At 56.4% G+C, this 18,267-nt stretch carries 7 protein-coding genes; all 7 read left to right on the top strand.

Annotated features, from left to right (window positions below):
* Positions 1 to 63: 63 nt before the first annotated feature.
* The 7 genes from D8M23_RS03450 to D8M23_RS03420 all read left to right on the top strand — a co-directional run bounded on the left by D8M23_RS03450 (position 64) and on the right by D8M23_RS03420 (position 18,256).
* Complete coding sequence (locus tag D8M23_RS03450; protein ID WP_126853714.1) at positions 64 to 2,580, top strand: DUF6493 family protein; 2,517 nt, start codon at positions 64 to 66, stop codon at positions 2,578 to 2,580.
* A 44-nt stretch (positions 2,581 to 2,624) separates the two neighbouring features.
* Positions 2,625 to 5,288, top strand: a complete 2,664-nt coding sequence (locus D8M23_RS03445; RefSeq protein WP_126853713.1) for a DUF6493 family protein — start codon at positions 2,625 to 2,627, stop codon at positions 5,286 to 5,288.
* A 22-nt stretch (positions 5,289 to 5,310) separates the two neighbouring features.
* Positions 5,311 to 7,920 (top strand): DUF6493 family protein, encoded by a 2,610-nt coding sequence (locus D8M23_RS03440; RefSeq protein ID WP_126853712.1) that lies wholly within the window; start codon positions 5,311 to 5,313, stop codon positions 7,918 to 7,920.
* Between the two features lie 49 nt (positions 7,921 to 7,969).
* Complete coding sequence (locus tag D8M23_RS03435; protein ID WP_126853711.1) at positions 7,970 to 10,585, top strand: DUF6493 family protein; 2,616 nt, start codon at positions 7,970 to 7,972, stop codon at positions 10,583 to 10,585.
* Positions 10,586 to 10,667: 82 nt separating this feature from the next.
* Complete coding sequence (locus D8M23_RS03430; RefSeq protein WP_126853710.1) at positions 10,668 to 13,079, top strand: DUF6493 family protein; 2,412 nt, start codon at positions 10,668 to 10,670, stop codon at positions 13,077 to 13,079.
* Between the two features lie 77 nt (positions 13,080 to 13,156).
* The gene (locus tag D8M23_RS03425) at positions 13,157 to 15,631 is read left to right on the top strand and encodes a DUF6493 family protein (RefSeq protein ID WP_126853709.1); all 2,475 of its coding nucleotides are present in this window, start codon (positions 13,157 to 13,159) and stop codon (positions 15,629 to 15,631) included.
* A gap of 42 nt (positions 15,632 to 15,673) precedes the next feature.
* Positions 15,674 to 18,256 (top strand): DUF6493 family protein, encoded by a 2,583-nt coding sequence (locus D8M23_RS03420; RefSeq protein ID WP_126853707.1) that lies wholly within the window; start codon positions 15,674 to 15,676, stop codon positions 18,254 to 18,256.
* The last annotated feature ends 11 nt before the right edge of the window (positions 18,257 to 18,267 follow it).

Genomic DNA, 18,267 nt, shown 5'->3' with positions numbered 1-18,267 from the left:
CGACACCGAACCGTATCCGCAAAAGTCGTGTTTTCCTTGCACACCCGAATACACAAAGAGGCAATGATGGATGAGAAGAACTATCCGCAGCGCATGAGCCTTGAAGAACGACGTGCCCACCTTCAGGAACTCATGAAACGTGACGACGCCACCGTTGAGGAGTATCACGCTATCATAGGCGGGGCTACCGAAGAAGAGCGTGTGTCTCTGGCGAAAACCCTTAAACCCGCACAGGTGGTGGACGTCAAAAACTACACCCCGCTCGCTGCTTATGTAGCGGGTGCTCTCATCCGCAAACCTGACGGGTTTACAGGGGCAGAACGACCTACCCAAAACGCCTCCGCCGCATTCCACCAACTCCTGTGGAATAACCGTAAGGGTGGACAACATCAGGATATTGGGAAATATTTTGTGCTGGGAGCATCCAAACGAAGCGAGGACTGGATTCTAGCGTTTGTGGAATCTATCGCCGAAAGCTGGGCTTACGGGGAGGAAAGCTGGCCTGTATCTCACCAACTGCTGCGGGAACGAAATATCATCTGCGAATCTCCGCAGTATCTTGGGCAGTTCATCAGGAATATTCCACCGGTACCTGAGGATTCAACCTACAATCGTGCGGCTGCTCTTAACTTCTTCGAAGACGACCCGCTGCTGCTGGAGCAAGAATTCTGGGCACTTTTTCGTGTTGAAGGAACAATGCGCGACCACTACTGGACGCTGCTCGGGCCTACCGGCAGTATGCTTACCCTCATGCGTCACATGCAGGACTTCTACGAGGGGTTCCGGGAAAGGGTGCTGGATGAATCGCTACAGTCGCTGACCCGTGATTTCTCGGCCGCAAACGGTAGGGTTTTTCACCAGATCTACCGGGGTATGGAACCCACCGAAGCAGAGAACCTGGAACGAGCCCACACTCTTATGGCACTGTTGGGGTCTGCGCCCTCAACTACTGTGGGCTTGGCGCAAGAAACACTGACGCCTCTGGTAGCTTTGCTAAGTCGTGAACAGGCAGCCCAGCTGGTGGAGGCATCACATCCGGTGCTGTTCCGGACCGAGAAGAAAGTGCTCCGCACCCACCTGAAACTGCTGAAGCTACTGGTCAAACACCATCCCGAACTGGCCGGGAAGGTGAGTTTAACAGTCAGTGAGGCGGTCGAAACCATGCCTGTCGATGTGCAGGATACCGCCCGCAAACTTATACTCGCACACCATAGAAACAATAGTGAGGAGGTGAAGCACAAGCCGGGTCGAAGCATTAGTATCCCGGATATTACCCCGCACGATGGTGAACCAAGCGAATACTTTGCCACTTGCAAACCCCTCACAAGCGATACGGAATTCTTGGAAATCCTTATTGAGCATCTGGAAGGCACTACAGACGGGTTTGACTACCCGCCTCTGCTGTCGTACCTGCAGAAGAACCACACTATTGAGTTGGATAAGGCACAACGGCAGTACGTATACACCAAATACAAGACCCTCCTTGCTAACTCTGCGCTACGGTGCCTAACATATCTTGTTCTCAAGCCATATCAGCAGGAAGACAGTTTAGACCTGCAGCGCACGTACTTTCGGGGATACTACACATCTTCCTTTTACCAGAGGACTGTAACGGGGGAACTGGTTCGAACAGTTCGCACGGCACATAATTACCGTGGGCCAAAGGCTCTCCTTGCAGAGCAAATCGCCAGCCTAGACCCCGATGAAGAAAACCGCACACCATTGGTTGTGGTTCCTCTTCCCGCCAGGAAGGACATATCGTGGGTGCGATCCGAACAGAGGGTCTGCTGGGAGGAAAAAGACGCAACTCCTAAAACCCCCGAAACCCCGTTCGAGCAGGCGGCGCTTAACACCCACGGAACCGTTGAAGAGTACCTGGACCGCAGCGGAGACGGGGAATACTGGAACATCTGGAATGACGAGGTGGTGCGGTGGTACGCGTGGCTGACCCAGAACAACCCGGATGTGCTGGCGGTACAGTTTCTCCCGCTTGCCTTCGGCGCCGTCCATCAGGCACAGCAGATAGGGCTGCCGAGTCTGCTGCAGGCTCTGGGGCATTCCCACCGAGTACTAAGGGCACCCTCGTACACGGTGATCGGGCAGGCTATGGGGGCTCAGCGTCGCGAGTACCGCACTATTGCTGCCGAAGCCATAGCGCTTCTAGCCGAACGAGGCATGCTGGATACTGCCGCGTTCTCAGCAGAACTGTCGTGGCTTCTTACGCAGAAGCACCTGATGACGAATCGTGCAGTTGAAACACTCACAGATGCGGCATCCATTAGCCCATTAACGGGGTGGCGCGTCCTGCAAATCCTTGCGGAGATACTGCCTGTGGCAGGTGAGGTTAATCGCGGTGGCTCCCTCGTGCAGCTAGCGGGTCAGCTAGCGGAGGAATACGGTGTAACCATTGAGATACCCGAGGTATTGCGGCCCAAAATGAAAGGTTCGACCGTGCTGGCGAAAAGTCTGCGTGTGCTTGATACATTGCAGCCGCATCCGACGGAGCTTGCGGAGCAGGCCCGAAACCAAGCGCGAGAGATTGTGACGAAGAACGGTGCGGGGCACGCCGAAAAACTTTAGACTGGGAAGAAAACCAGTAATCTATATCACCGATAGGGGTTTTAATGACCGCACAGCATCACACACAACCAGCTTTACCGGCACAGCCAACCTTACAGGAGCGTCGTGCCCACCTTCGGGAACTCATGAAACGTGACGACGCAACCGTTGAGGATTATCACGCGGTGATTAGCGGGGCGACAGAGGAAGAACGCGCGTCGTTGGCCAGGACGTTATCGCCCACGAAACTTGCGAAAGCCCGAGGGGAGAAAGCAGCTTTGGCCGCATATGCAGTAGGAGCTTTAACCTCGTCGGTTCCGCGTGCGGTGAGGCTTATAAGTGAACTTTTTTGTCCTCTTCGAGATGAGGATTTTAATATTATTCCTGAGCCGCCTATGCCTGCTACTGGGCAGCTCTGGGAATTCTTAACTCAAGGGGCGGTAGAACGATCCGATGAGTGGGTCCTGCACTTTGTTGAAGAATGTTCAGACGATTGGTACATAGATTCCTGGACACGCCTCAATAAACTTATGCGCGAACATTCGCTGACGAGCTTATCGCCAGGGTATCTTTGCATGATGATGAATGCCGTCCCACACGTGAGGGAAAAGTCTGCCAGAGAGTATCGGAATATAGAACAGTTCTTCCGCAACGATCCTGTGCTGCTGGAACGAGAGTTTTGGGATGCTTTCACAGTTGAAGGGGTACTAGCACAGTCTAAGTGGGATCCCGCCTTACAGCCTGAATATCGAAGCCCATCGTTTTCGGCCCTCGCTCAGGTGATGTGCGAAACTTTTCCGGAGATTCGCCCCAGGTTCCTGGATGAAACACTCAAAGGTCTTCTGCGCGACTACTCAGCCCACCACGTGCGGCATTTCTATAGGGCCCATGCTGCTCTGCAGCCAACGCCTCAAGAAATTACGGAGCGTTTTGCGCTCTACCTTTCGGTGCTGGGAACGGCGTATAGCCCTGCTATCGCCATGGCGCAAGATCTGCTGGAGCAGGCAGTCTACGAGCTTCCCGACGCACAAGCACGTGAGCTCATTGAGGTTTCAGCAACAGTGCTGACGCGCACCGAAAAGAAAGTTTTGCGCGCCCAGATACGGCTTCTTTCTTTACTGCTTGAAGTCCACCCCGAATGTACTGAACAAGTAAGCCAGACAGTACAGGATGCTTTCAAGTCTATGCCCCTGGACCTTCAAGACAAGGCCCAGAAGCTCATCAACGATTCGGTGCAGGAGCCACCCATACCTCAGAACGCAGCGGGGAGCATCACGGTACCGGATATCACCCCGAAGGATCGTGAACCGCAGGGGTGCTTGACGCCTCGACCGCCTATTACTACGGATCGGGAACTCATGGAATGCCTGGCAGCAACCTTCCAAGGAGGCGATGGCACCGATATTCCGCGTATCCTGGAGTACTTGGAACATGCCGAGAGTCTGGACATAAACGATGCAGAGCGGCAGCTTCTTGAAGAGACCCGTGACCTTCTCATAGAAAAATCGTTCGGTATTTATACCCTCTCCAGTCCCAATATCCCATACCTTGCCATTGCGGCACTTTTCAAAAGCGGGCAGATACAACACGCTGATATTGCTAAGATACCGATCATCCCCACCTGGTATACAGAACGTCTCTACCTCAGCGATGAGCACGGGGACCCGGTGACAGTAGATGAACAGGCGGTTAAGGAGCATCAGTCTCGTCCCATTAATGTAAAAGCTACTGGGACAGAAATTCGTCTCAATGAGCGCGGGCCTCATATGCTGCTGATGGAGCAGCTGTTCTCCCTGATTTTTGCGGATCAAGACGCAGAAACCAACATAGTGACCGCGCCTTTTGCGTCCCAGTGTGTACCCCTTGAACGCACTACGGGTACAGTTCTCACCCAGTATTGGGAATCGCTATATATTGTTCGGATGCACAGCTTCCCTCTGCAATTCCCGCTGTGGGTTGGAGCAGATACGCCCGATGCTGCCGCGCTCTCCGTTGAATCTGCCGCGTTTAACACCAACAGCACGCAAATCGAGTACGTGCACCGTATGCTGGAATCAAAATACTATCCTTCGTACCGCACGGTCATGGGGTGGTACGGATGGCTCATGCAGAACAACCCAGATATTTTCAGCGCACAGACCATGCCTATTCTTGTGGCAGCTATCCATGCTCATAATGCTTATGGTGCCGATGTCATCATGCGGATCCTAGGCGATACGCACCGAGTACTGGGTGCCGCCTCCTACAGTGCACTCGGGCTTGGGGCCAGCGCTAAAACTACCGAAGTGCGCGTCAACGCTGCGGAGGCGCTCGCCTCCCTGGCGGATCGGGGTATGGCCGATACCGCTTTATTCGCCAAAGAACTGTGTTGGCTGTTGGGCCAGCACCACGTGAAGGCTCAACGAATTGAGCAAACATTTAGGGATGCTGCGTCGATTAGCCCCTTGGCGGGCTGGCGGATTATGCAGGTATTAGAGGGCATACTGCCTGTCGTAGGCGAGGTATATCGTGGTGGCGCGCTGGTGCAGCTCTTGGTGCAGCTGGCGGGGGAGTACGGTGTGAGTATTGAGGTTCCTGAGGCGCTGCGATCCAAAATGAGGGGGCAGACTGTGCTGGCGAAAAGTCTGCGGGCGCTTGAAAAGCTGCAGCCGTATCCGACTGAGCTTGCGGAGCAGGCCCGAGACCAAGCCCAAGAACTGCTGGACCAACACCGCTGCGCACAACCATAAGCGCAGAAACTGAGAGACTGCTATGACCCCGAAAATACCGCAACCTAGTCTTACGGAACGTCGCGCACGTCTGCGGGAGCTGCTGAAACGTGACGATGCCACCTTCTGGCAGTACCATGAAGTTCTCACCGGTGCCACCGAGGATGAGCGCAAGGGCCTTGCACGCACACTCTCCATTAAAAAGCTCATAGACCGCTACAGCTGTGAAGGAACGGCCGAGCAGCGGCTTGTGTGCGTCTACACGGCGGCTGCACTGGGCGGAACCTTCAAACACGTGGGTGTTGAGCTCTTAAACCTTATCGACAGGGGATTACCCGGTGAGGCGAACTGGAAGTTTTCAACCGCTGAATCGGAACAATACCTTAGCCAACGCACAGAAGCCATGATGCTTGGACTCAGCGAGCGTGATAACACCTGGATAACCGGGTTCGTTAACGAGCGCGGCTATGGCAGGTTTGGTTACGACTCACCCACACTCTGGGTGCAGATACATCAGCTTCTTCACGAACGCGGACTCACCAATACCACGCGCTCCTACCTCTGGGGGTTCGTGACGGCCGTTCCTGACATGCACATTGGCTCATCCGAGAACCGGGAAGAGGTTATCTCCTTCTTCAAAAACAACCCCCAGACGCTAGAACACGAAATGTGGGCGTGTTTCACAGATGAAGGGCTTCTGCGGAAAGACTGGTCAGGGCGCGAAAACGCAGACATCCTGGCTCTCTTCCACACGCTACAGGAGAATTTTGACGGATTCCGTGACCGCCTGCTTACTGAATGTCTGAAGGCGATGCTCCGCGACTTTTCCGTCAAGAACACCAGTATCTTCCACCATATCTATCGGGGGATGAACCCCACCCCAGACGAGAACCTTGATAACACCAATCTGCTCACCTCAGTGCTCACCACCGTTCCCTCAACCTCCGTGGGATTGGCTCAAGAAATGTTGATGTCATGCGTCGAAAAGCTGACCGAATCCCAGATCCATGACTTACTTAATGCCTCTCACACCGTGATGCTTCGCACCGAGAAGAAAATACTCCGGGCGCAGATCGCACTCCTTGGCGCTATTGTTAAAACGCACCCAGAGCATAGTCAAAATGTGGGCGATTTGATGAGGGAAACCGCAGATTCTCTCCCGCCTGATCTGCAGCCCGCTGCGCAAACACTCATGTCTCCTGCTGAAGCCGCGACGGATAAAACTAGCGCACCGTCTCACGCGGAGCAAGTAGTGGGCGGTGTCATGATTCCTGAGACCCGTCCGCAGCTTCTAGAGCAGCACGTTTCAACCCCACAGGTGCATATTTATACGAGTGATGCTGAGTTTATGGATGGTCTTATTCCCTGTCTCCAAGGCACAGGTGACGGTTCGCAGCTCCCGCAGCTCATTGATTATTTAGCGCATAATCCTATTACTCTTGATGCAGCCCAGCAGGACTTTCTGGCTGAACGATGCGTGAATTCCGGTATTCGCTCGGGTACTCATGCGTTAGGCAACTATCTGATGTACCGGGTGATTGCCCCGCACCGAAAACTTTTTAAAAAACTGCCGCAAGGTTTTACCGGGTACCGGCATGAATTCCATACTGACCCCCAGACTGGCGAAACCATCCAGCCCTACCAGGTTGAACACACTGGGTCTCTGGGGCGTCAAAAACCTCGTATAGAGAAAACGACCACAAATTATCGTGGACCGGCGGGGCTCTGCCAAGAGCAGATTGACTGTTTAGAACATCCAGAAAACCTTGTATTTGAGCCTATACCTCACGCAGAAGAGAGCACTTGGACACGCCGCGTTGAGCCTCTCACATACCGCCCGCGTCCTCACAATATGTACGACCAAGCCTACGCGGAGGCTCCCAACGGCAGCCTAATGATGTGGCTTATTGAAGATCACGAACTGCCGACCGCACAGATGCCTTTCGCGCAGGCGGCTCTGAACACGGCAGGTATTCCCGAAGAGTTTATGCACCGTGCTGTTCAGGCAATCGACGATTTTCACCGTACCCTCATGCAATGGTATGCGTGGCTTCTGCAGAATAACCCCAATACATTGGCGGCGCAGAGCATGCCGTTCGTCACTACAACAGGGTTCCAGAAACACATCAAAGGGCTTGACGCCGTACTGGATACCATCACCCACACACATCAGGTTCTGCAAGAACCCGCCTATTCCGTGTTGGGCTGGCTAACTGGTGCAGCAGCAGCTGAGCACAGGGCTCTCACCGCCGAATCTATTGCCGCTCTTGCGGGTCGTGGAATGCTCGATGTTTCTTTACTTGCGTATGAACTGGCCTACCTGCTCCGAGGGGGATGGGTTAAACCGGCCCGGGCAGCCAGCTGTTTACAGGACGCTGCATCCATTAGCCCGTTGGCAGGGTGGCGTATTGTGCAGGTGCTAGAGAACATGCTGCCTATGGTAGGTGAGATAAATCGGGGCGGTGCCCTGGTGCAGCTCTTGGTGCAATTAGCGGGGGAGTACGGCGTGAGCGTCGAGATTCCTGAAGCGCTGCAGCTGAAGATGAAAGGCTCGACCGTGCTTGCGAAGAATCTGCGTGCGCTCGAAGAATTGCGACCGCATCCGACCGAGCTTGCGGAAAAGGCGCGGCAGCATGCTATGGAGCTACTATAAGTACACCCAACTTTTTTGGACAGCAATCACTAAAAAGGAATAGCCACCTATGACAGCCGCCGCTTCCACACTTGCGCAACGCCGCGCCACCCTCAAAAAGCTCATGGCAGACCCCGAGGCCACTTTCGACCAGTACCGGAGGATTATTAACGGGGCCACCGAGAAAGAACGGGCATCCCTGGCACGAACCCTGAACGCTGAAAAAGCCGCCGCATCAGATCTTCCAAAGAGCATAAAAGCCTACCTGGCGGCCGCTCTCACCGCAAAACCAGCACGTGCCGCACAACAACTGCATCAACTTACACGCCTCACCGAGGCGGGACGCATTGGTCGGCGGCGTGAAATACGTGACCACTTCATGTGGGGAACTGAAGAAAGAAGAAACGACTGGGTACTCGAATTTGCTGATCAATATGCATCTACCGGGGCGTCACTCCACGGGCAGTGGGAACTTAGCAACACAATCCTAAGAAACCGCGGCCTCAGCTGCTCCACTCCGCAGTACCTGGCAATGTTCCTCGCTAATATCCCACCGGTATATGACGACTCACCTAAGAACCACGCTGAAACCACCCAATTTTTCCGTACCAACCCAGACTGTCTTGAACAGCAGTTCTGGGACGTTTTCACCGTCGAAGGGGCTCTGAGACAGCACCCATCCACATGGGCGCCCCGCACCCGCCGCGGTGAGCCTTCCTTCGGTGCCCTCACCCGTCTGCTAAGCGAAGAATTCGAGGGTGTCCGCCCCCGGTGCCTTACCGAAACCCTCCAGGCTCTACTGCGAGACTTCGGCCCCGCCGACTCACGGTATTTTTATACAGCACACGAGGGGCTAACCCCCACAGACACCGAAATTATAGAACGACTACCCCTGTACACCGCCGTGCTTGCCAGCCCTTATTCACCCGCAGTTGGGATGGCACAAACTATGCTGCGGCAGGTAGTGACAGCTCTCACCAGTGAGCAAGCAACCCAACTGGTGGATGCTTCTTCACCGGTACTTTTCCGTACCGAGAAAAAAGTGCTCCGCGCCCACCTGAGACTGCTGGCTCAGACCCTCACAACACACCCCGAGCTTGCGGAACGGGTAAGCCAAAAAGTGGCCGAGGTGGTACAGAACATGCCCGCAGACATTCAGGCGCAGGCACAGCAGCTAGTAGTCCTTCCCAGTCCACGCATGGTTCCACCGGCAGAACCCGCCGAACCGGCCCAGCTTGTGCGCATCCCCACCATAGTGCCGCAAAACTGCGCACCACAAGGGAACCTCACGCCCGGCCCCGTGTGCGATGACGAAGACTTCACGCAACGACTCATCCCTCTACTGGGCGGTGAAGGCCACGGCGCCAACATACCGCCCCTGCTGGAATACCTGGGTAAACACCCGCGAGTGCAGCTGAACGAAACACACCTGAAAATAGTGCGGGAACACAACTCCCAGTGGGTCATACCTCCCTGGGTGCAAAACATCTACCTCACCCACCTGATTCTGCGCGCCCACGACTCAGAAAGCTTCTCCAAACGCTTTGACGGGTACGTGAACTATTTGCTCCACAACCCCGAAACGGGGCAGCCCATGCTTCCCCACCGCGACTACGCGCCCTCCTGGGCAGAAACCTACGAACTGTACTGGGAGCTTACCCGCCACGACGAGCACCACGACAACTGCGGCGGCACCGCCACCCTCATAAACTACCGTGGCCCCGCCGCGCTTTTCCAAGAACAGCTTAACCGTGTGGGCGAACCCCACGAAGCGCACTGGGCGCCCCTAGCAACCGAACCAATACCCGCTAAAACCTTCGACTGGTACCGGCACGTGGAAGCCCTTGAGGCACGCGCTCGCCCCAGCAACGAATCAGGGATCTATAAACATGCACCGCAGGACTCACTCATGATGTGGCTTGCCGCCGGGCAAGAGCTCAACCCGGAGGGAGAGACATTCGAAAACGCCGCAGTAAACGTTATGGGCCTGCTGGAAGAATTCACGCACCGCACCAACGATGCGGAAAACTACCCATTTACCGGTGCGATCATGCAGTGGTATACATGGTTAATGCAGCACAACCCGGATGTTCTGGCAGCCCAAGCGATGCCGCTGGCGCTGGCCGCATCCTACCAGAAAACCGTGTACGGGCTACCGGAAACACTCACATCTTTAGCAGATACACACCGGGTACTGGGAGCCCCATCCTACTCGGTACTGGGGTGGGCGCTCGGGGCGAAAACCCGCGAATACCGGGCGCAGGCAGCCGAAACCGTCGCCCAGCTTGCCGAGCGCGGCATGCTGGACACTCAACTTCTAGGTGAGGAACTGGCATACCTCCTCAAAAACCAGTGGGTGGCAACAAACCGTGTGGTGCAGGCATTGAAAGATACCGCCTCCATTAGCCCGCTGGCGGGGTGGCGTACCCTGCAGGTACTTGAAGAGATCCTGCCAGCCACCCAACAGATACCCCGAGGCGGTGCACTCGTGCAGCTGCTGGCGGAGCTGGCGGGGGAGTACGGGGTAAGCGTCGCGCTGCCCGAAAGTTTACAGCCAGCACTGAAGGGTACAGCCCTGCTGGCGAAAAACCTGCGGGCGCTTAGCGCACTTAATACACACCCCAGCGGGCTCGCTGAGCAGGCTAACCAGCAGGCGCTCGCGCTCATGACCGAAGGCGGAGCATAAAACAGCAGCCGCACCCTACACTAGTACTACTGCCATCGGCGGCTGCCGTTGAGGTGCCGCCTCCTCACCGATGAAAGAACCCATGCAAGATTCGCAACAGAATACGTTCACCTCCGCTCAGCGCCTCACCCAGCTGGCGGTGCTGGTGGACTGTGACGCCCCAATGGAGGAGCTGCAGAAGACCGTGGGCGGGGCTGATGAAGAAGAACGGGCCGTATTGGCGAAAGTTCTGGAACGTACTGAACTTCTGGATACCCAAGGCGCGCCTCGGCCCGGTGCGTTCTATGTCTTGGGTGCGCTGGGTACTGCGGAGCAGGCCGCTTATATACTGCGCCGCACACTGTGGCATCTTGAGCATGAAAAGTTCTCAACAGCCCTTAGCTCCTTCACCGCCGGGGCGCGGGAACGCCCCGATGAGTGGGTGCTGGGGTTTAGCAATAATCCGCTGACTGTAAACTGCTGGGACGCCATACGCCCTATCTTGCGGGAGCGTGGGCTCAAAAATACTTCCGTCTCTGCCCTGCTGGGTTTCCGAGAATCCATCCCCGTAGTTACCGGCGAATCCTCGCGGGGGCAGAAAGATGTTTTAGAGTTTTTCGCCCGGAACCCTGAGCTGCTGGAGCAGGATTTCTGGGAGCTTTTCTGGGTGGACGGGCTGCTCTATGAGACATACGGGCAGGGCCGAGGCGACACTGTGACCCTGGTACGCCTGCTGACGAGCCACTATGCGGGGTTCCGTGACCGTGTTCTTGATGAGTGCCTGGCCGCTATGCGCCGTGATTTTCGCGAAACCCGTATTTTTTGGGTGCTCTACCGTGGGCTGGAGCCTACCACTGCCGAGAACCTGCGGCGCCTGCCGCAGTTATTGGCCGTATTGGAGGCACCGCAGGCGGTTCTTATCAGTTTTGCCTTGGATACGTTGGCGGGAACAGTGCCAGCAATGAATACCGAGCAAGCCGCCTCATTGGTGGGTGCGTCCTATGCGGTGCTGTACCGTACCGAGAAGAAGGTTCTTCGCGCCCAACTGCGTGTTTTGCGGAAAGTCGTAAAAATACACCCGGAATTTACGCAACAGGTGAGTGGGATAATGGCCGAGACCGTAGAGACCCTGCCCCTGGATCTGCAGGATACGGCGCGTAAACTTATGACCCCCGATGATACGGTGCCCCCTGAACCCACTGGCCGTACCGTGAGTATCCCAGATATTATTCCGCAGGATCGTGCCCCCGGTGAAAACCTCACACCACTGCCCCCAATAGACGATGAGGCTGAGTTTCTAGATGTTCTCTTCGGCCAGCTGGAAGGGGAAGAACACGGCAAGAACCTGCAGCGGATGCTCGTTTACCTCCATAAGCACCCGCGTGTTGAGCTGGATACGGCAACCCGCAAACGTATCCACACGCACAACAGGACACGGACCCCTGATACCCCTTCGGCCCAGGCGCTGTATCTGAGTTACCTGGTTCTGAAGCATCACCTCAACCAAAACGTGCTGCAGCCCGGCACCTTCCCCGGCTATCGGGAGAATACTTATGCAAGTCCCTACGGGGTACTCCACCGACAGCTGGTAGCCCTTGACACCGGCGCTGAGGTGCCTCTGCCGCCGGTTCCGCTTCCCGCCGTTGAACGCATCTGGGAGAGGAACGTGGGCAAAAGCTACGGAACACCACAAGGCTGGTATGAGCTTTGCTATGAGGGCCTCGGCAAAGAGTTCATTACCTGGAACGCGGTTGGAGAAACCGAAGAAGACGCTGATTTGCCGCTTGAGCAGGCGGCTCTTCTGACACCCGCTAATATACGTCTTGCGGTTTCAGACCGTGCCCAGGATGCGTTGAGTAATCCGCAGCACCGTGCGGTAGTGCAATGGTACGCGTGGCTTATGCAGAATAACCCCGATATTTTAGCGGCCCACTACATGCCTTTAGCTATTGCCGCCTCACTGTATAAGAAGTCGTATGGGTTAGATACTGTGCTCGGTGCCCTTGCAGAAAGCTGGCGGGTGCTGACAGAACCATCCCACTCGCTGCTGGCCATTGCCTGTAATGCGGCCGGTCCCGATAACCATGCGGCAGCAGCCGAGACCCTAGCGTACCTTGCCGACCGGGGAATGCTGGACACCAATGCGTACGCAGCCGAGCTGCGCAGGTTACTGGAACGGAACAACCTCAAAGCGCCTCGCATAGCCCAAACCCTAGCAGATGCTGCCTCCATTAGCCCGCTGGCGGGGTGGCGTACCCTGCAGATACTCGTAGAGGTTCTGCCGGTGGTAGGAAACGTGAACCGCGGTGGTGTGCTCGTGCAGCTATTGGTGCAGCTAGCCAAAGAATACGGGGTGAGCGTTACTATTCCGGATGAACTGCTTCCCAAGATGAAAGGCTCAACGGTGCTGGCAAAAAACCTGCGAGTGTTGCATAAACTTACCGAGCACCCGAGTGATTTAGCAGCCCAAGCCGCCGAACAGGCCCAACAAGTAGCGGCCGATAACGCCTGCTAATACCTAAGAGGCATAGCAGAATGCCGTTAGCGGCCTATACAGCACGAACACCCCGCCATATATGAGAAAGAAATACTATGACCACCTCAGAACATAAGACTCTCACACTCACCGAGCGCCGCACCCGCCTGAAGCAGCTGGTCGCTGAGCACAAGCCGGTTGAGGAATACCAGAAAGTGCTTTCTGGGGCTACCGAGGAGGAACGCGCCTCACTAGTGCGTACCCTCTCGCCCACTAAACTGAAAGAACCCAAGAACCGGTTTACCCCGTTGGGGACGTATGCGGTTACTGCTCTCACTAAAAAACCTGCCCGAGCCGCGCAGCTTATTCTGCAACTGTGCTGGGATAACTATAAACACCGGGACGCCATCGCCCGGTACGCGGCCGCAGGCGCCTCCGAGCGCCCTAACGACTGGGTGCTGGAATACGTGGCGGAAACCTGTTTCATGGATGAACTATGGCCTCTCAGTCAGACATTACTGCGGGAACGCGGGCTCATTTGTGAAGACGAAGAGTACCTGAAAGGATTCCAGGCCCGTATTCCCGCAGTGAACACTGCCTCGACCCACAACCACCAGGAAGCCCTGGAATTTTTTGCAGAAGATCCTGCCCGCTTTGAGGAGTTCTGGGCACTTTTCCGGGTGGAGGGCGCCATGCTGGAGGAATACACCTACGGATTTTTCCACCCCAACGGCAGTATGCTAGCCCTCACTAAGCTGCTGAGCGACAATTACAGCGGGTTCCGTGACCGGGTTCTTACCGAATGTCTGCAGGCGATGCTCCGTGATTTCTCCCCGGCTAACACGCGGATATTCCACGCGCTTTACCGCGGGATGCACCCCACCGAAGCTGAGAACCTCAGCCGCTTCGGTACCCTTGTGTCCGTACTGGGCGCGTCCCCCTCAACCTCCGTGGGCCTAGCCCAAGATATGCTCACCCCACTTATCCCGCAGCTGGACCAGGAGCAGGCGGTGGAGCTCATGGACGCCTCTGCCACTGTGCTTTTGCGCACCGAGAAGAAGGTGCTGCGTGCCCAACTGCGGTTACTGACGAAACTGGTGAAAACCCGCCCCGAATGTGCAGCCCAAGTCAGCACCCTCGTGGCGGACGCCGTCAACACCCTGCCGTTAGATGTGCAAAGTACCGCCCGTAAACTCATAATTGATGAGCCTGTCACTGCACCGAACACCCCCGACGCTGAGGGCGGGACGGGAAGCATTATTATTCCCGAGGCGGCCCCGCGTGACCGTGAACCGGGGCGGGAGGCGGAACCGCTTACCCCTATCGCGGATGACGCTGAATGCGTAGAGGTTCTTCTGAAAGTTTTGGAAGAAGAGACGCAAGAGATACAGCTGCCGCGCCTGCTCGCCTATATGGTGCAGAGCCGGAAAGCCAACCGAAGCATTGAGATGGATAAGGCCACTCAAGAACGCATATATAGCCACAATAAGAATTTGCGTTACTGGGATGCGGTGAAGGACGAGCTGCGGGCCAGCCTCAGCTACCTGGCTCTCAAATCCTACCGGTTAAAGCTCACCCACTGTGATTTTATGCAGAAGTATCGGGAAAACTATCTGTTCTCGCGCGCGAAGTCACGCGGGCCGCAGGTACTGTTGCAGGAGCAGTTCGCGTATGCCGATAAACCCTATAAAAAGGAACTGGAGCCTGTGGTCACAACCCCGCTCCCGGCCGCGCAGTGCGTGTGGGAACGCGTTGCGGTGGACTGGTCAAAGCGGCGGAACGTGTATGTTGCGGGCAGGATCGTAGAGGGCTTCCCCGGGTATGTTGGGTGGCGCAAACTGGGTGTTACCCGGCAGCCAAAAGACGCCTCGTTTGCTGAGGCAGCGCTCACGGCTGTTGTGATTTCTGCCGACTACAGCGAGAATATGGAGAAAGCTAGTACCTGCCGTTGGTACCGGCTGGTGGTGCAGTGGTGCGCATGGCTTCTATACAATAACCCGGATATTTTTGCGGCCCATATGATGCCTCTGATGACGGCGGCCTTATATGAGAAGAAAGTGTACGGGCTAGAAATTGTGCTCACCGCCCTTGCACAGAGCTGGCGTTCTCTCGGCGCACCCGCATACTGTGCCCTGGGGTTCGCTACTGCCGCTAAAGACACCGGCTACCGCGCCCTCGCGGCGGAAACACTCGCCACTCTTGCAGACCGCGACATGTTTGATACCTACGCGTTTTCTGCCGAATTGATGCAGCTTTTAAAAGATAAATATGTGCCAGCAAACCGTGTTGTTGAGACTCTGCAGGATGCTGCTTCTATTAGCCCGTTGGCGGGGTGGCGTGTCTGTCAGGTTTTGCAGGGGCTGCTGCCGGTGGTGGGGGAACTGAACCGGGGTGGTGCGCTCGTGCAGTTACTTGCTCAGTTGGCGGGGGAGTATGGTGTGAGTGTTGAGATTCCTGAGGTTTTGCGTCCGAAGATGAAGGGTTCGGCTGTGTTGGCGAAGAATTTGCGGGCGTTGAGCGCGTTGGGGCCGTGTTCGACGGGGCTTGCCCGTCAAGCACTAGAACAGGCTAACAACACCAACCCTGCGTAGCCGCAAGTGTCAGCACCGACACCATACCCCAGGAGATACCCCATGCCCCAGCCAATCACGCTCACTGAGCGCCGTGCCCGCCTCAAAACCATGCTTAAAAGCACCGGCCCCATTAATATGGAGGCCTACCGGGAGGCTATCCGCGGAGCCACCGAAGAGGAACGCGCCTCGTTGGCACGCACCGTACAACCCGCAAAAATACTTGGAAGTGAACGGGAAGCAGCCCAAGCCCCCGAAACCCTTACCAGTTTAGGGTTCTACCTGCTGGGTGCTCTGACGAGCAGCCCCGCCACCGCGATCCGTACCTGGTGTACGGTGGGGTACATTTCGCGTACACGGTGCAGCGCCGATACCCATAGTGAACACCTGGGATGGTTTATAGCGGGCCTGACTGAGCGGAGCGACGAATGGGTTCTGCAGTTTGCCGCAGTGGAGCACGACCCGTGGACGGAAGCCCAAGACGCATGGGAACCGGTTCATACAGTGCTTCGGAACCACCGCCTCGTGAGTGAATCCCCAGCCTACCTGGAGCTTTTGACCCACATGATTCCGCCGATGCGCGCCAACGAGGAAGCATTCAAACGGTACAACCCCCACGAGCTAACAATTGAAGAGTTCTTCCGCTCAGACCCGCTTCTGCTGGAGCACGACTTTTGGGCACTTTTTAGAAGTGAAGGGTTGCTGCGCGGCCGGCTGGGTCAACGTGATGCTGCAATAGTTTTCATGCGGTATATGTGTGAGCGTTTTGAGGGCGTGCGTGAGCGTGCGCTGGAGGAAACTCTGCGGGCGCTACTGCGTGATTTTTCGGCTGCGAACAGCGCTATTTTCGGCCACCTTCACCGTGCTCTGCAGCCAAGCAGAGAAGAAATTTTGGGGCTTTTCCAACTGTACGTATCGGTGCTGGGTGCGGCCCCCTCACCCAGCGTTTCACTGGCGCAAGACATGCTGAATACCGCAGTTGATGAGGCTTCCGGTGAGCAGGCGCTAGCTGTGATAGACGCATCGGCAGCCGTGCTATTTCGCACCGAGAAGAAGGTGCTGCGCGCCCAGCTGCGGTTACTGACGAAACTGGTGAAGGCCCACCCTGAGTGTGCTGCCCAGGTCAGCACCCTCGTGGCGGATGCCGTGGAGTCTATGCCGCTGGATGTGCAGCCGGGTGCCCGCAAACTTATCGCCCCCGCAACAGTATCTACAAGCACTGTCGAGGGGGTAGTTAAGGGCATAACGGATGCGGGTAAAACCACCGTGAGCATACATATTCCCGATATAACACCGCAGAAACAAGAACCCGTCGGGTTCTTCGCCCCGCGTGCGCCCATCACAGATGATCACGAGTTTCGGCGCCTATTCTGTGACGGGTACGATGGTGCGGACATTCCCCGGATGCTCGCCTACCTCATGCAGCACCCGGTGGTCGAACTAGGCCCTGAAGCCCTCGCGCCGCATCAACTCATGCAGGGGTTTAACACCGGACCACGTGATGCCGACCCGGGCGCATACATGAGGTACCTCACCATGTGGCCTCACCTCAAAGATGCGGACAACTATAAGGCCCCAGCGCTTAAGTTTCAGAAGTACGACAAAACTAAACATCATCCTCTCTCATCTCGTCCAGCGGATGTGCTGGTGCAGCAGTTCAAGTGGGTGCACGCACACCAGACGGAGCAGCAGCCGGTTGTTGAAGGCTCTCAAGAGCTGTGGCCATACCGTACGGAGCTCATAGCGCTTATTACCGAGCCACTACCGGCTGAAAACTATGAATGGGCACGCAGCTGGGCGGTATTTCAGCATATATCAGCCTGGATCTGGTTGGACGCGAAGAAAGTCCCCGGCGGCCGCCTGCCGCAGTGGCGGCAAGTCTTCTACCCGCACGCGGCACCTGAAAAGTCCCCGTTTGCGTGGCGGGTGCTGAACGTGCACCGGGTAGCTGGCGAGTACCAGCGTCGCATAGAGGAAGCACAGTACAGCACCGGCATGGAACTGGTCGTTCAATGGTATGCGTGGCTAACCCAGAACACCCCGGATGTGCTGGCCGCCCAGTTCGCGCCCGCATGTTTCGCGGCGGTGTATGAGACGCAATCGGCAGGTGCCGAGGTGCAGGTGCTGCGGGCTCTTGCGGATACGCACAGTGTGCTGGGAGCCCCATCCTACTGTGCAATAGCGGCGTGTGCCAGTGCGCGGCAGGAACAGGTTCGTGCCCATGCGGCCGAGTGCATCGCTGCCCTAGCGGGGCGCGGCATGCTGGATCCTGATGCGTTCTCAGCGGAGCTTTCGTGGCTGCTGAGTCACCAATATGTGCAGGTGCAGAGGTTAGTGCGTACCCTTACCGATGCCGCTTCCATTAGCCCGTTGGCGGGGTGGCGTGTCTGTCAGGTGCTGCAGGGGCTGCTGCCGGTGGTGGGGGAGATTAACCGGGGTGGTGCGCTCGTGCAGTTACTTGCTCAGTTGGCGGGGGAGTATGGTGTGAGTGTTGAAATTCCTGAGGTTTTGCGTCCGAAGATGAAGGGTTCGACTGTGTTGGCGAAGAATCTGCGGGCGTTGAGCGCGCTGGGTCCGTGTTCGACGGAGCTTGCCCACCAAGCACAAGAACAAACGCTCACAATACTAAAAACCAACCCGTCATAAGAACGCACGGA

This window comes from Rothia sp. HSID18067 (assembly GCF_003989445.1).
Taxonomy (GTDB): Bacteria; Actinomycetota; Actinomycetes; order Actinomycetales; family Micrococcaceae; genus Rothia; species Rothia aeria.
This window is presented reverse-complemented; position numbering and strand designations above follow the sequence as displayed.

Coding starts and splice junctions, on each gene's coding strand:
- D8M23_RS03450 (WP_126853714.1), top strand. CDS start 64: ATGATGGATGAGAAGAACTATCCGCAGCGCATGAGCCTTGAAGAACGA.
- D8M23_RS03425 (WP_126853709.1), top strand. CDS start 13,157: ATGACCACCTCAGAACATAAGACTCTCACACTCACCGAGCGCCGCACC.
- D8M23_RS03435 (WP_126853711.1), top strand. CDS start 7,970: ATGACAGCCGCCGCTTCCACACTTGCGCAACGCCGCGCCACCCTCAAA.
- D8M23_RS03445 (WP_126853713.1), top strand. CDS start 2,625: ATGACCGCACAGCATCACACACAACCAGCTTTACCGGCACAGCCAACC.
- D8M23_RS03440 (WP_126853712.1), top strand. CDS start 5,311: ATGACCCCGAAAATACCGCAACCTAGTCTTACGGAACGTCGCGCACGT.
- D8M23_RS03420 (WP_126853707.1), top strand. CDS start 15,674: ATGCCCCAGCCAATCACGCTCACTGAGCGCCGTGCCCGCCTCAAAACC.
- D8M23_RS03430 (WP_126853710.1), top strand. CDS start 10,668: ATGCAAGATTCGCAACAGAATACGTTCACCTCCGCTCAGCGCCTCACC.